Origin of the sequence: Candidatus Nitrosopumilus sp., assembly GCF_029882185.1 — an archaeon.
Classification (GTDB): Archaea; Thermoproteota; Nitrososphaeria; order Nitrososphaerales; family Nitrosopumilaceae; genus Nitrosopumilus.
The window spans coordinates 26,250-38,480 of record NZ_JAOULD010000007.1; the positions used below are offsets into that span (position 1 = coordinate 26,250).

At 34.7% G+C, this 12,231-nt stretch carries 16 protein-coding genes and 1 pseudogene; 7 read left to right on the forward strand and 10 right to left on the reverse strand.

The annotated features are described in order from the left end of the window. Both OEW78_RS03515 and OEW78_RS03520 read right to left on the reverse strand, forming a co-directional pair. Complete coding sequence (locus OEW78_RS03515; protein WP_300324138.1) at positions 1-387, reverse strand: M67 family metallopeptidase; 387 nt, start codon at positions 385-387, stop codon at positions 1-3. A 2-nt stretch (positions 388-389) separates the two neighbouring features. Further along, positions 390-1,481: a plastocyanin/azurin family copper-binding protein gene (locus OEW78_RS03520; protein ID WP_300324141.1), complete on the reverse strand. Its 1,092-nt coding sequence runs from the start codon at positions 1,479-1,481 to the stop codon at positions 390-392. A gap of 97 nt (positions 1,482-1,578) precedes the next feature. Here OEW78_RS03520 and OEW78_RS03525 point away from each other — a divergent pair, with 97 nt between their 5' ends. Next, positions 1,579-2,466 (forward strand): heme o synthase, encoded by an 888-nt coding sequence (locus OEW78_RS03525; RefSeq protein ID WP_300324144.1) that lies wholly within the window; start codon positions 1,579-1,581, stop codon positions 2,464-2,466. Positions 2,467-2,469: 3 nt separating this feature from the next. Here OEW78_RS03525 and OEW78_RS03530 read toward each other — a convergent pair whose 3' ends face one another. From OEW78_RS03530 to OEW78_RS03550, 5 genes are read right to left on the reverse strand one after another with little or no spacing between them, the layout of a single operon-like run. Beyond that, complete coding sequence (locus OEW78_RS03530; protein WP_300324147.1) at positions 2,470-2,766, reverse strand: hypothetical protein; 297 nt, start codon at positions 2,764-2,766, stop codon at positions 2,470-2,472. A gap of 3 nt (positions 2,767-2,769) precedes the next feature. Then, positions 2,770-4,938, reverse strand: coding sequence for a CDC48 family AAA ATPase (locus OEW78_RS03535; RefSeq protein WP_300324150.1), 2,169 nt, complete (start codon positions 4,936-4,938; stop codon positions 2,770-2,772). An 8-nt stretch (positions 4,939-4,946) separates the two neighbouring features. After that, entirely contained in the window at positions 4,947-5,228 is a 282-nt protein-coding gene (locus tag OEW78_RS03540) for an elongation factor 1-beta (RefSeq protein ID WP_300324153.1), read from the reverse strand. Between the two features lie 4 nt (positions 5,229-5,232). Beyond that, positions 5,233-5,412 (reverse strand): zinc finger domain-containing protein, encoded by a 180-nt coding sequence (locus OEW78_RS03545; RefSeq protein WP_014965538.1) that lies wholly within the window; start codon positions 5,410-5,412, stop codon positions 5,233-5,235. A 52-nt stretch (positions 5,413-5,464) separates the two neighbouring features. Then, positions 5,465-6,601, reverse strand: a complete 1,137-nt coding sequence (locus OEW78_RS03550) for an NAD(P)/FAD-dependent oxidoreductase (RefSeq protein WP_300324157.1) — start codon at positions 6,599-6,601, stop codon at positions 5,465-5,467. A 66-nt stretch (positions 6,602-6,667) separates the two neighbouring features. On the opposite strand from OEW78_RS03550, the gene pth2 reads away from it, so the two are divergent. From pth2 to OEW78_RS10570, 4 genes and pseudogenes are all read left to right on the forward strand, one after another. Continuing rightward, positions 6,668-7,021, forward strand: a complete 354-nt coding sequence (gene pth2, locus OEW78_RS03555) for a peptidyl-tRNA hydrolase Pth2 (protein WP_300324160.1) — start codon at positions 6,668-6,670, stop codon at positions 7,019-7,021. A gap of 48 nt (positions 7,022-7,069) precedes the next feature. Next, a complete protein-coding gene (locus OEW78_RS03560) occupies positions 7,070-8,668 on the forward strand; it encodes a lyase (protein ID WP_300324163.1) in 1,599 nt (532 codons plus the stop codon). After that, the gene (gene truD, locus OEW78_RS03565; RefSeq protein WP_300324166.1) at positions 8,665-9,861 is read left to right on the forward strand and encodes a tRNA pseudouridine(13) synthase TruD; all 1,197 of its coding nucleotides are present in this window, start codon (positions 8,665-8,667) and stop codon (positions 9,859-9,861) included. The genes OEW78_RS03560 and truD overlap by 4 nt, the downstream gene beginning before the upstream one ends. 63 nt (positions 9,862-9,924) lie before the next feature. Further along, positions 9,925-10,151 (forward strand): annotated as a pseudogene (locus OEW78_RS10570) (Lrp/AsnC ligand binding domain-containing protein). On the opposite strand, the gene OEW78_RS03575 reads toward OEW78_RS10570, so the two are convergent. After that, a complete protein-coding gene (locus OEW78_RS03575) occupies positions 10,148-10,351 on the reverse strand; it encodes a hypothetical protein (RefSeq protein ID WP_300324171.1) in 204 nt (67 codons plus the stop codon). The pseudogene OEW78_RS10570 and the gene OEW78_RS03575 sit on opposite strands and share 4 nt — an antisense overlap. Positions 10,352-10,454: 103 nt before the next feature. Between OEW78_RS03575 and OEW78_RS03580 the strand changes: the two genes are divergently transcribed. Continuing rightward, entirely contained in the window at positions 10,455-11,141 is a 687-nt protein-coding gene (locus OEW78_RS03580; RefSeq protein WP_300324174.1) for a hypothetical protein, read from the forward strand. 1 nt (position 11,142) lies between these two features. On the opposite strand, the gene OEW78_RS03585 is transcribed toward OEW78_RS03580, so the two are convergent. Continuing rightward, positions 11,143-11,391 carry a hypothetical protein gene (locus tag OEW78_RS03585; protein WP_300324177.1) on the reverse strand — a complete coding sequence of 83 codons (249 nt, stop codon included), beginning with the start codon at positions 11,389-11,391 and terminating at the stop codon, positions 11,143-11,145. Between the two features lie 89 nt (positions 11,392-11,480). On the opposite strand from OEW78_RS03585, the gene OEW78_RS03590 reads away from it, so the two are divergent. After that, positions 11,481-12,008, forward strand: a complete 528-nt coding sequence (locus tag OEW78_RS03590; protein ID WP_300324180.1) for a hypothetical protein — start codon at positions 11,481-11,483, stop codon at positions 12,006-12,008. Here the strand turns inward: OEW78_RS03590 and OEW78_RS03595 are convergent. Then, positions 12,001-12,231: a hypothetical protein gene (locus OEW78_RS03595; RefSeq protein WP_300324183.1), complete on the reverse strand. Its 231-nt coding sequence runs from the start codon at positions 12,229-12,231 to the stop codon at positions 12,001-12,003. The two genes, OEW78_RS03590 and OEW78_RS03595, sit on opposite strands and share 8 nt — an antisense overlap.

Sequence of the window (12,231 nt, forward strand, 5' to 3'; positions counted from 1 at the left end):
CTATTCTATTGGAATTTCTATAATATCTGATTCAAGAATATATGCCCTGAAATTTTTATTGATTCCTGAATAAATCACCCATACAACTGGATTACTTTGCATGAATTTTTTATCTGTATTTGATGGATATGCTTCTGAATCTGGATGTGAATGAAATATGCCTATGACTTCCATCTTTTTTTCTTCTGCCATTCTATATCCTTCGATTAATTGTTTATTTGAAATTGTAAAGTTTACCTGTGACTTTTCAATATTTTCTGCTAAAAAGAGTTCTTGCACTATGTTGTCTTTACCAAACAATAACGCACATGATTCGTTGGGTTTTTGATTTTCTGAATATTCTGAAAGAATTGTTTTGCTTGATTCTGATAATTTGATTTTATACAAATCTATTCTACGTTAACAGTTCCGACCATCCATGGATGGAATGTACAGAAATAATCATAAGTTCCTGCATCTGTAAATGTAAATTCAAAAACATCTCCTGCTGACATCATTCCTGAATCAAAAATGCCGTCTGTTTCTGGTGCTATTCCTGATGTCACTGTATGCACTGTAGTATCCACATTATCCCATACTACTGTTGTTCCCGCAGTAATGTCTAGTATTTCAGGATCATAGTATATTTGTCCGTCTTCTGGAATTGCTGCTCCTTCAGGAATTATAACTTTGGTTGGTTCTTTAGCAGCTTCGATAACTAAAGTTGCAACCATCCAAGGATGTACTATGCACAAATATTCATATTCACCAATTTCTAAATCATTTGTATCGAGTGTGTATACCTCGCCTGCATTAATCAAACTAGAATCAAATGTTTCCCCAAAGTCCGATGCACTAGTTACTGTATGTGCAACTGTGTCTGCATTAGTCCATTCAATTACATGTCCTTGTTGTACTATTGCGACATCTGGATCATAATCTGGATTTCCTTCTTCTACTGATTCTGCAAGAATCTCAATTGTAAATATTGGCCCTGATGGTGTAAGATCTTCTACAGGTTCCTCTACTCCAATTTGCTGTGGAATCATGTATGTATCTGGAGCTGAGAAAATTCCAAATGATACCCACATTATAATTCCTGTTGCAGCTGCCATTGATACAATTGCTCCAATTGGTTTTGCTATTGTGGGGTGTTTCATGTAAAGGTATGAAATTATAATTGCAGGGAATGCGATTGCCATTAAAATTCCTGCGATAGTGACTGTATAATTTGATGTGTTAAGAACCATGGAATACATTCCAAATCCTAATGCTATTGACAAAATTACCAAAGTCGTTGCTTTGGCTCTATTACTGGTTGAGACTCCTCCGTCTAGGATGCCTGCTGCTAGGAAAATCAATCCTACAAACATGGTAAGGCCGGTAAGAGCATGCATACCATCAATGAATGTGTGGGCAATGCCTGCATATGATAATGTAAGGCCAGCTAACCCTATAGCTGTAAGTCCCATTCCTGGCATCATGAGGTCCCAATTACTCATTTAAGATAGCTGATAGGACTGAGATACTTATTCCTTGCGCAATTTGAGAGATCTGTAGACGAAGAAATTAAATGGCTTTGGAATAGGATAGATTGAATTGGGATTTAATGAAATACTGGAGATATCAAAGCCCAGAATTGTTGTTCTTTTAGTAATAACTGCGGTCACATCTATGTATGCTGCAAGTAAATTAGTTCCAAATGTTCCAGAACTTGATTATTGGGCATATTTGCATATTATCATTGCAGGTGCATTAGCATCAGCTGGCTCTAGTGCTCTAAATCACTATTATGATAAAGATATTGATCCTAAAATGACTAGAACTAGTACCAGACCTATTCCGTCTGGCAGGATGAAAGCATCTAGTGTCTTGGTTTATGGATTAGCAGTTAGCTGCATATCTGTCATCTATGGTTATTTTGCATTAAATGCCGTATCTGCATTCTTTATTGCAGTTGGGATTTTTTCATATGTGATAATCTATACTGTTTGGCTAAAACGAAAGAATACTTCAAACATTGTAATTGGTGGTATTGCAGGTAGTGCTGCAGCTTGGGCTGGATGGACAGCAGCTACTGGAAGTATGGATTTGTTAGGATTCTTAGTTGGATTTCTGGTTTTTGTTTGGACTCCTTCTCACTTCTGGTGTCTTGCAATGAAAATTAAAGATGAATATGCTCAAGCAGAAGTTCCAATGCTTCCAGTAGTAATTGGAATGCACAAAACATCAAAATTCATTTTAGGTAATACTCTGATTTTGATTCCTTATTCTTTGATCTTGTCGTTTATTCCGGATGGTATGGGAATTGTTTACACTGTTATTGCAATAGTTTCTGGAGGGTTGATGCTTGTTTATCACTATAAACTAACAAAGACTCCTACATCTGAATTTGCCTGGAAGGCATACAAAGTAACTGCACCATATCTTACAATAATTTTTGTAGCTGTTGCATTAGATGCAGCATTCCACATCCCGTTGTTTTAAAAATTATTTATCTACACCTGGGAAACTAGCTTCATAATCACTTTCCATAGTTTCCTTTGCGAGTTCTTCTATTTTGTCTACTTCTTGCTCAACAACCACTACTTCTATTCTGCGCTCATCTTTAGTAATCCATGATACCGTGATCAGCCCTAATATTTCTAAATCTAAAAGAATTTTGTTGAACCTGTCCTCTGCAATTACATGTCCGTCTTTGGCTAAACTCTTGGAAAGTTCTACATCTGTGAGACGATTAGATTCCTGTATCTTGTCAAATACTGTGTTTCTTATTGGTATTGCCATATTTTATCCGTAAAATGATTTATCTCCTGTCTTTGGTACTACATTAGATATACTTTCCTTTATTGTGTTGTACCATTGGTCTACTTCTTTAGTGATAGATGGTCTTACTTGTTTCAAGCTATTTGCAAAGTCATGACTTGAAATCTTTGTTGAATTGTTTCTCATTGCTTCTACTGCTGCTTCTCTACACAATGCCGCTAAATCTGCTCCTGTGTAATTTTGAGTAGCTACTGCAATCTCTTGTAATTTTACATCATTTGCTAATGGCATCTTTCGTGTTAGGATCTTAATGATTTCCAATCTTCCTTTTTCATCAGGAGGTGCTACGTAAAGGACTAAATCCAATCTGCCTGTTCTTAGCAAAGAATTATCTAATACATCTGGCCTATTTGTAATTCCAATTACTACTACTCTTGATGAAATACCTTCTTCTATTTCTGTTAGCAATTGGCTGAGAATAGTTTCACTTGTTCCTCCCTCTCCTGATTTGTAACGTGCTATTGAATCCAATTCATCAAAAATTACTACACACGGTGATGATGATTTTGCTTTTCTAAAAATTTCTCGTACAGCTTTTTCAGATTCTCCTAACCATTTGGAAAGAATTTCTGGGCCTCTGACCAAAATCATATTTGCCCCTGTTTCAGTAGCTAATGCTCTACCAAGTAATGTCTTTCCACATCCAGGTGGTCCGTATATCAAAGCTCCTTTTGGTGGTTTTATTCCCATTTTTGTAAATTTGGTTGGTTCTTTCATTGCCATTATTAGATTGTCTGTAAGTGATTTTTTGATCTCATCTAACCCTCCAACATCTTTCCACCACACTTTTGGTCTTTCAACATAAAATTCCCTCATTGCTGTGGGAACTACTTCATGCATTGCGTCGTAAAAGTCAATTAATTTAATTTGCATCGATTGTAAAACTTCGGAGGGAATTTTTTCAGTTTCAAGATCAATTTCTGGAAGATATCTTCTAATTGATTTTAATGCTGCCTCTCTACAAAGTGATTTGATATCTGCACCTGTGTATCCATGCAGCTCTGCTGACAAATCTTTAAGATCTATGTCATCTGCAATTGGCATTCCTCTTGTATGGATTTCAAGAATCTCCAATCTTCCGTCTTCGTTAGGTACTGAGATCTCAAATTCTCTATCAAATCTTCCTGGTCTTCTGAGTGCGGGATCGACACTGTCTGGTCTGTTTGTAGCTCCTAGAACTATGACATTTCCTCTGTCGTTTAGTCCATCCATTAGTGCTAATAATTGTGCAACAACTCTTTTTTCTACATCTCCATATGCTTCTTCTCTTTTTGGTGCAATGGCATCAATTTCATCTATGAAAATAATGCTTGGAGAGTTATCTTTTGCCTCTTTGAAAATGTCTCTTAACTTTGCTTCTGTTTCCCCATAATACTTGTTCATAATCTCTGGACCGTTAATTGGAAACATGTTAGCTTCTGATTCGCTTGCCATTACTTTTGCAAGTAATGTCTTTCCACATCCAGGTGGTCCATAAAGTAAAATTCCACTATGTGGCTCAATTCCTAATCTTGCAAATAATTCTGGATGTTTTAATGGTAATTCAACAATTTCTCTCATAGCTTTTACTTCTTTCCTTAACCCTCCCACTTCTTCATATGTCACTCTGACTTTTCTGTCCACTGAGGTTTCTGTTGAAATGCTAAGATTTGTCGTTCTATCTATTTTGACTACTCCTTTTGGAGATGTTTTTGTAATTTTAAAATCCATTGAATTTCCTAAAATCATCACTGAAATTTCATCGCCATGAACAATTGGCAATCCTTTCAATCTGTTTTTTACAAAGTCTGTGAATTCTTTATCTACTGTAACTGAATCATTCACTGGAGTTAAAGAAACTGTTTTTGCAAATTTTGATGTCACTTTTCTGATTTTTACAAAATCATTTAGTGATGCGCCAACATTTTTTCTTGTTTGTCCATCTACTCTTATGATGTCTGGTAGTTTTTCATCTTCGTCTACTGGCCAAACAACTGCACAGCTAGATCTTGAACCCATCACTTCAATAATGTCCCCTGGTGTTACTTTTAGAAAGTCCATTGCATCAGGACCAATTCGTGCACGTTTTTTTCCTACGTCTCTTTGTTTTGCTTCCCCGATTCTCATTTGCAAAGGTTCTTCTTTGCGTGCCAAAAAATCACCTATTTCATGTCAACTGACATTCTACTCATGTTGAGAACTTCAAACTCACTTACACCGTCAGTTGATCTTATTGCGTTCTCTAGGGCATCACTTTGACCCTCCTTATCCTCTAAAATGAATTCTGCTTTGATACATTCTAAACCAAATGCTAGTGGCTCTTTTGCATGTCTTTTCATGGACATCCCTTCTGGCAATACTGTTTTGATGGTCTCAGTTAGTTTATCTAAATCAACTTCCATTCCATTTGGAAGAATTTTTGTTACAAATAGTAATTGAGTCATTTCTCTAAGGTCCCTGAAAATTACATGAAGAACAAGTATAGTTTCTTGCTGCTTCTCTGCAACTTTGACATCTCCAAATTAAATCAGTGCCACAACTAGGGCAATTGAATTTTACACATTTATCATTAGGCATAATATGTCTGTGACAGCAACTGCATGTCGGTAATGAAATAGTAGAAGACATACCCCAAATTTCTGTAAACATCATTTATACCTTCCTTAGAAATTGTACTGTCTTAGATTAGTAATTTTTTAATTTCTCCGCCGATTAGGGTTTGGGCAGTTTTAATCGAACCTTTCAATCCCAATAATTTGATAATTGATCCCGTATGAAAATCAAAATCATCCTTCTCTGAAATTTCTTTAATGATCTCAGGTGTAATTGTTTCAAATAATTTGTTGATTGTATTGTTGTCAATTCTCTCCAGCACTTTTCTTGCCAATACCTGTTTTTCAAATTCCTTCCCAAATCTTTCTGTCCATTGCTTTTGGTATTTTTTTAGATTCTCATTGTTGTTTGTTTTTAAAAATTCTGAAATTGCTCGTCCTGCATAAACTCCACCCATGCCACTTGTAAAAATTCCTCCAGCTGTAGTTGGTTTTGCCTGCCCTGCAGCATCTCCGACGATAACTGTTTTACCATCCACAAAATTTTTGATGGGGCCTTTAATCCAAATTGGTGCAAAAATTTTTCTTATTGTTGAAAACTCTCCTTTGTCTTTGAGGAAAGTGTTCATGGTCTCTACAACATTAATTCCTCTTCCTGCGATTCCTATTTTCCCTTTACCTTCTCCTGATGGAATAATCCATGCAAAAAATCCTGGATATTTTTCTTGATCAAAAATCACTTCTACTTTTCCTTTCTTTATCCAATCTGCATAGATTTCATATTGAGCAGATGATAAAATTCCTGTTCTGTCTTTATGAATTAATGATGAAACTCCCCTTGCATCCACAAATATCTTACAATCTATTTCTTCTTCATTGGTTCTAATTCCTTTATCTGTAAGTTCTTGAAAACTTGTTCTGACTTTGATTACGGCTCCATTTTTCTGAGCTTGAAATGCTATTTGTTTGTCTAATTCCCTTCTACTGATTTCGACGACTTTTTGTTTTTCCGAATTAATTGTAAAATTATTCCCATTAGGAGATGTAATTTTGGCTGACTCTATCATATGTTCAAATGTTTTTTTGAATGGTATTGTTCCTAGTTCTTCTAATCCTGACAAACTCACTAATCCTCCACAGTGTTCTGGAGTCCCAATCTCATAGTCTTCCTCAATTACTAGAACTGAAAATCCTTTTGAAGAAATTTCTCTGGCACATAGCAAGCCTGCAACACTTCCTCCTGCAATTACTACGTCAAAGCTCACAGATTTTGTTTCTTTGTCAATTATTTAATTCAAAAGTTTTTCATTAAACATCCTTTTGATAATTACATGGGAGACATCAAACAGGTAATCGTTGTTAGAACTGATCTTGACATGGGTAAAGGGAAGATTGCAGCTCAAGTGGGCCATGCGTGTGTACTCGGAGCAGAACATGTTAGAAAATCTCACCCTGAGTGGTATAATGAATGGTGGGGAGGTCAAGAAAAGGTGGTCGTGAAAGTTTCTGGAATTAAAGAATTACAAGAAGTAAAAAGGCATGCAATTGATTTGAATTTACCCTGGTCTGAGGTATCTGATGCCGGACATACTCAACTATCTCCTGGAACTACCACTTGTATTTCAATTGGTCCTGCTCCTGAAAATCTGATTGATAAAATTACTGGATCTCTGAAATTATTATAATTGGTTTTTCTTGGAATAAGATATTAACAGCACTATGTGACAAAATTTGTGAAAAAACAAACTAAGGGAATTTTTGCATTTGTTTTTCTAGGTGGCATCATGGTTACTTCTGGTGTTGTTATTGCATTTCCTGGAATAGATCCTGGAACAAATCCTGATTTTACAACTACCGGCACTCCTGCAGATAATTTTCCAGATGAACAACGAGCTCAGTTTTGTGGTTCAAGTAATGCAAAATCGACTGATTATGTTAGAGAATTTTCTATTCCGACACTATGTACTAACCCCTTAGCCATTGTCACTGATTATGATGGTAATGTTTGGTTTGCTGAAACCAATACTGGTAAAATAGCTAAATTTGATCCTGTTTCAGAAACATTTACTGAATATGATAATTCCCTATGGCCTCCCGGTGGCCGTTCAATGATGTGGGGAATTGACTATGCTCCAGATGGTTCTATATGGTACACTGATGAATCTTTTGATTCTGTATGGAAATTTTCAACACTTGATGAAACTTATGATAGATTATCATATCCTTCAGAAGGAAATTCATTGCCACAAAAATTACGAATTGACGGTTCTCAAATAATAATAAATGATTTTACTGGAAACAAACTTACTTTCTTAGATCCAAATCAGTCTGATGACAATGTTAACTATCTGAGTATCCCTTCTCCTATGGATGACTCTGTAACTGCTGATTTTGCAATTGATGCCGATGACAATGTTTGGTTTACAAATTGGTTATATCAGCAAGGTGGAGTACTAGTAAAATTTAATCAAAATGGATATCTTGAATCTGTTGCAAATTCAGATGAGAAATTCCTTCCACTTCTTGACTTTATTGAAACCTACCAATTACCTGTAGCATTGCTTACTCCTAACGGTGCAGTCTTTGGTGATGATGGAACTCTTTGGATGGCAGACACCACGTCTTCTTCCTTCTTTAGCTTTAATCCTATATCTGAAGAATTTACACAATACACTACAGCAGTTCCACTACAAAGTACATTTGGTAATCACACTGGAATTGTTAAAACTCCTATTTCTAGACCATATTGGATTGAATCTGATGATCAAGGAAGAATAGTTTTCAATGAACAAACTGCCAATAATATTTCTGTAATGGATCCTAAATCTCACACTCTTGTAGAATACCATGTACCTTCAAAGAATCCGTATTGGGCAGACTGTGATCCTGGAAATGGTGTGATTGATGATTGTGGCGTAGCACAAATTTTTGATTTCACCATCAATGGTGAAAAAATTTGGTTTACTGAGTGGGTTGAAAACAATATTGGTGTAGTTGACACTACTGTTCCTCTCCCTCTTGAAATTCAGTTGCAATCTAATTCATTAATAATTTCTTCTGGAAATTCACAAGAATTTGATTTTACTATATCTTCTAAATCCGAAGAAAATCTATCCAGTGTTTCATTAATCTCCTCTTCTACACATGACTTTTTGGATGTTGTTTTAGATAATACGTCTAATTCATTCCAACTAGATTCTGGCGCATCTCGCCCAATTTCTGTCATACTTGCAGTGTCTGATGATGCAATACCTGGAACATACAAAGTTCTACTTGGTGCACAATTACCTGATATTGCAATTAGCAAATATGTTACAGTGACAATAGAGTGATACCTGATATCGATTCACAAATAGGCATTTCTGTATATAGTACAAAATTTTCTGGTATTGGAGGAAAAATTAGAGTTGTACCTGAAGATTTTCAAGTATCTGAATTACTTTCTGAAAAAATAAAAAATAATATCAATGATCAAAATGGTTATGCTGTCTATAAATTAAAAAAGAAAAAAATTGATACAAATCATGTCTTATCTGGAATTTTTAGACAAAAAGGAATTCGTCTCAAATCTCTTGGACTAAAAGATGCATCAGCAATAACAGAACAATTTGTGTGCTCTTTGACTAAGGGAAAATCAATAGATAATTTCTCCAGTGACAAATACTCTCTTGAAAAACTCGGATATGTGAAAAAACCTCTATCAAAAAAGGATATGGTTGGAAATCATTTTAAATTGAAAATTTCTGACTGTCAAAACGGTTTAGAGTCGTTTACAGAATATAACAAAGTTCTTAATTTTTATGGATACCAGCGTTTTGGCTCAAAAAGACCTGTGACTCATCTTATTGGCAAGGCAATATTGCAAATGGATTTTGAGAAAGCAATTGACTTGATTCTGTCATTTACCTCTTCTCATGATTCTGCAGAAAATAATGAAATTCGTGAAAAACTATCTGATAAGGCAAATTATGAACGCTATTTTGATCAAGTTCCGATTCAGATGGATATTGAGAGAATAGTTCTAAAAGAAATGATTGATCATGGTGATTCTATACGTGCAATCAGAGCCATCCCTGTTTCTTTAAGGCGCTTTTACATTCAGGCTTACCAATCTTTTATTTTTAATCAATCCCTTAGTGCTGCATTTTTGGATGGTGAAAATCTTTTTGAGGCTCAATCTGGTGATGTTTGTTTTGATCATAATGGAATTATTGGAAAATATGTCAAAGGACTGGATCAGAATTTGGCATTGCCCTTTGTTGGCTATTCCTATTACAAAAAAACAAGATTTGATTTTCAAATTTCTAAAATACTGGAACAAGAAGAAATTTCTCCCAAAGATTTCTTCATAAAGGAAATGCAAGAAGTTAGCAGTGAGGGTGGCTTTAGACAATCTGCTATTCATTGTACTGATTACTCTTCACATGAAAATATTGTGGAATTCTCATTGTCTAGAGGATCCTTTGCAACAATCTTGTTAAGAGAGATTATGAAACCTGCCGACCCTATTATTGCTGGTTTTTAAGATATACTTTACAAAGACACTCTTTAGATGTCCTTATGTTGGTCTAAAGAAAATATAATCTAGTTGGAAAAGGCATACATGTTGATCAGTTGTGAGGTCGGAGAAGAACAATCTCTCTATTCTCAACTCAAAGAATCCCTGAAATCAAAAATTGTTTAATTACTTTTGGTAATTATGATGTTGTAGCTGAGTTTGTAGTAGATTCTTCTCAAATTAATGAAATAATTACATCTAAGATAAGAAAACTCAAAAACATTAGAAGTACTGTGACTCTACGTGTCACAAACTAGTTTTTTTTGAAAATTATTATCCCTATACTCAAAATAATAATTCCAAGAATTGCCATTTGCATTCCATATGTGACCCAGTTTGGATTTGAATACATGAATGATGATTCTGGACCTATGATTGAATGCCCTTGGAGGTGGAAAATTACGCCAAAAATCGTTATTATTATTCCTATAATTGCTAGTGTTTTTCCACCTTTCATGAAACTTTTCATTTTTTCTAGTAAAAAAGGGTAAACAGAATTGATAATTTGAGCAAATGATTTTCGGATTTGGTTTTTAATTATTTTCTTATGATGAAATAAAATGTATAATTGGAGTGATTATAAAGAACCTTCTAGTCACAGTCATCTTGGATTAATCTTATTTGGTTCTTCTGCCTCGCTTGCAATAATCTTATTTTTGATATTTCACCCTCAAATTGAGTCTATTAACAAAGAGTCTCCCATTCTAATCAATATCATGTTTTTTCCTGCAATGGCTGTAGGATTTCTTTATGGTGTTAGGATAACTGAAAGGGCTGTAAAACCTTCTGAAATACGTAGTCCGATTAAACGCTCTATTGTAAAAATTTTCTTGTTCTTTTTTGTCATTGGGGGTATGTTCAGCTCTGTTAATTTTGCAATTAATGGTGGAAGTATAATGCCTGATATTGCAATACTTGATGACGGCTTGTTACCTTGGTTAAATAATTTCGTCACTGCAAACGGTGGTGCAACATTTTTGATTATTACAAGCATTGGTTTGATGGCCGGTGCAACTAAACGAATTGTTGGAATGAACTCCGGATTTCTAAATCGAATGATAACCTTTGTCGGAACTTTTGTATTTTTCACAATGCTTGTTTTGAGTTTCACAAAATCAGACCCCACTTCATCTGGAGTCTTTTTGTATACCTTTTATCAGGCAGGAATTGTTGGCGGAGCATTCTTTGCAATGAATCGTCTTACTAAAAATCAAAATATGCTAGAAGATTTTTCTAATGGATTTTAATCTATTTTTCAAGATCTACATAAATTCCTGATGCTTGGTTATTGATTCTATCCCAATATTTTTCACAACCATCTGTCTTGAAATCATTCTTTTTGCACTCATTAAAATGAGCAGTATGTTCTCTTGATATGTTATCTGATAATAACACATCATCTGCAGTAAAGAGTGCAATTATGCCAATTGCTGCTAAACTTGCAGCTACTACTATCATCGAATACCCAACTTTTGCATAATTGTGAGGCTCTTTCATTTATGGAAAATCAATAGCTCTTGAATTTAATCTTTTCAAGCTGAATATCTGCGATCAATTTCTGGCACTAGTGGATTTTTTTAGAAAAGATGAAAAGAAAGTACTCGAAATTAACTGCATTGAGCATACAAATCCTCCAATATGAGTTTCTTGGACCTATTCCTCTTGAGGAATGGGGGCCCCCGATGGAGAAATTGATCTATTTAATTCTCTCACGAGAGAAAGAAAAATTCAATGTTCTTTTTATTGGTGACTGTGAAAAGACTGATGACAAGTCATTTTTTGTTCAACATCAAAGTTACAAATGCTGGATTGATAATTCAGGATCCGAAAAATCATTACATCTGGCAATATTGCCTTTGTTTGATTCGAGTACTCAATATCGAGAAAATATAATGAATAAAATAATTTCTAACTACAAGCCTGCTTGCAACATTGCTATTCTTCCTGAAAAAAAACCTGATTATGTTGTAAGAAAATCTGAAAATGTAAATCAAGACACAGAAAAAACCGTGTGTCTTTGCTGTGGGGCTAAAATGTTACCTGAACAAATTCTTGAAAAATCCACTCTGTTTAGATGTACTGGTTGTGGATTAAGTGACACTCGTATTACTTGACTTTATTTTGAACATCAAATAATTGCAGAGTCAATAAATCTAATGCTTTTTTTAAATGCTGGAATTCATTTATTGAATGTATTTGACCTTCAATCAAAGCTCTTTGAATTTTAATTGAGTTTTTTTCAAATTCATTTGATGCTACAATTTCCATGGCGTTAAGCTTTGATAACAAATTATCTAAATCTTTAATCATTTCATCTGATGGTTTATGTTTGTCCAT

What these genes read in the sequence shown, in the direction of transcription:
- OEW78_RS03585 (WP_300324177.1), bottom strand. Translation starts at nt 11,391, where the DNA reads ATGAAAGAGCCTCACAATTATGCAAAAGTTGGGTATTCGATGATAGTA.
- OEW78_RS03575 (WP_300324171.1), bottom strand. Translation starts at nt 10,351, where the DNA reads ATGAAAGGTGGAAAAACACTAGCAATTATAGGAATAATAATAACGATT.
- OEW78_RS03545 (WP_014965538.1), bottom strand. Translation starts at nt 5,412, where the DNA reads ATGTCTTCTACTATTTCATTACCGACATGCAGTTGCTGTCACAGACAT.
- OEW78_RS03595 (WP_300324183.1), bottom strand. Translation starts at nt 12,231, where the DNA reads ATGGACAAACATAAACCATCAGATGAAATGATTAAAGATTTAGATAAT.
- OEW78_RS03590 (WP_300324180.1), top strand. Translation starts at nt 11,481, where the DNA reads ATGAAAAGAAAGTACTCGAAATTAACTGCATTGAGCATACAAATCCTC.
- OEW78_RS03520 (WP_300324141.1), bottom strand. Translation starts at nt 1,481, where the DNA reads ATGAGTAATTGGGACCTCATGATGCCAGGAATGGGACTTACAGCTATA.
- OEW78_RS03540 (WP_300324153.1), bottom strand. Translation starts at nt 5,228, where the DNA reads ATGACTCAATTACTATTTGTAACAAAAATTCTTCCAAATGGAATGGAA.
- OEW78_RS03580 (WP_300324174.1), top strand. Translation starts at nt 10,455, where the DNA reads ATGTATAATTGGAGTGATTATAAAGAACCTTCTAGTCACAGTCATCTT.
- pth2 (WP_300324160.1), top strand. Translation starts at nt 6,668, where the DNA reads ATGGGAGACATCAAACAGGTAATCGTTGTTAGAACTGATCTTGACATG.
- OEW78_RS03530 (WP_300324147.1), bottom strand. Translation starts at nt 2,766, where the DNA reads ATGGCAATACCAATAAGAAACACAGTATTTGACAAGATACAGGAATCT.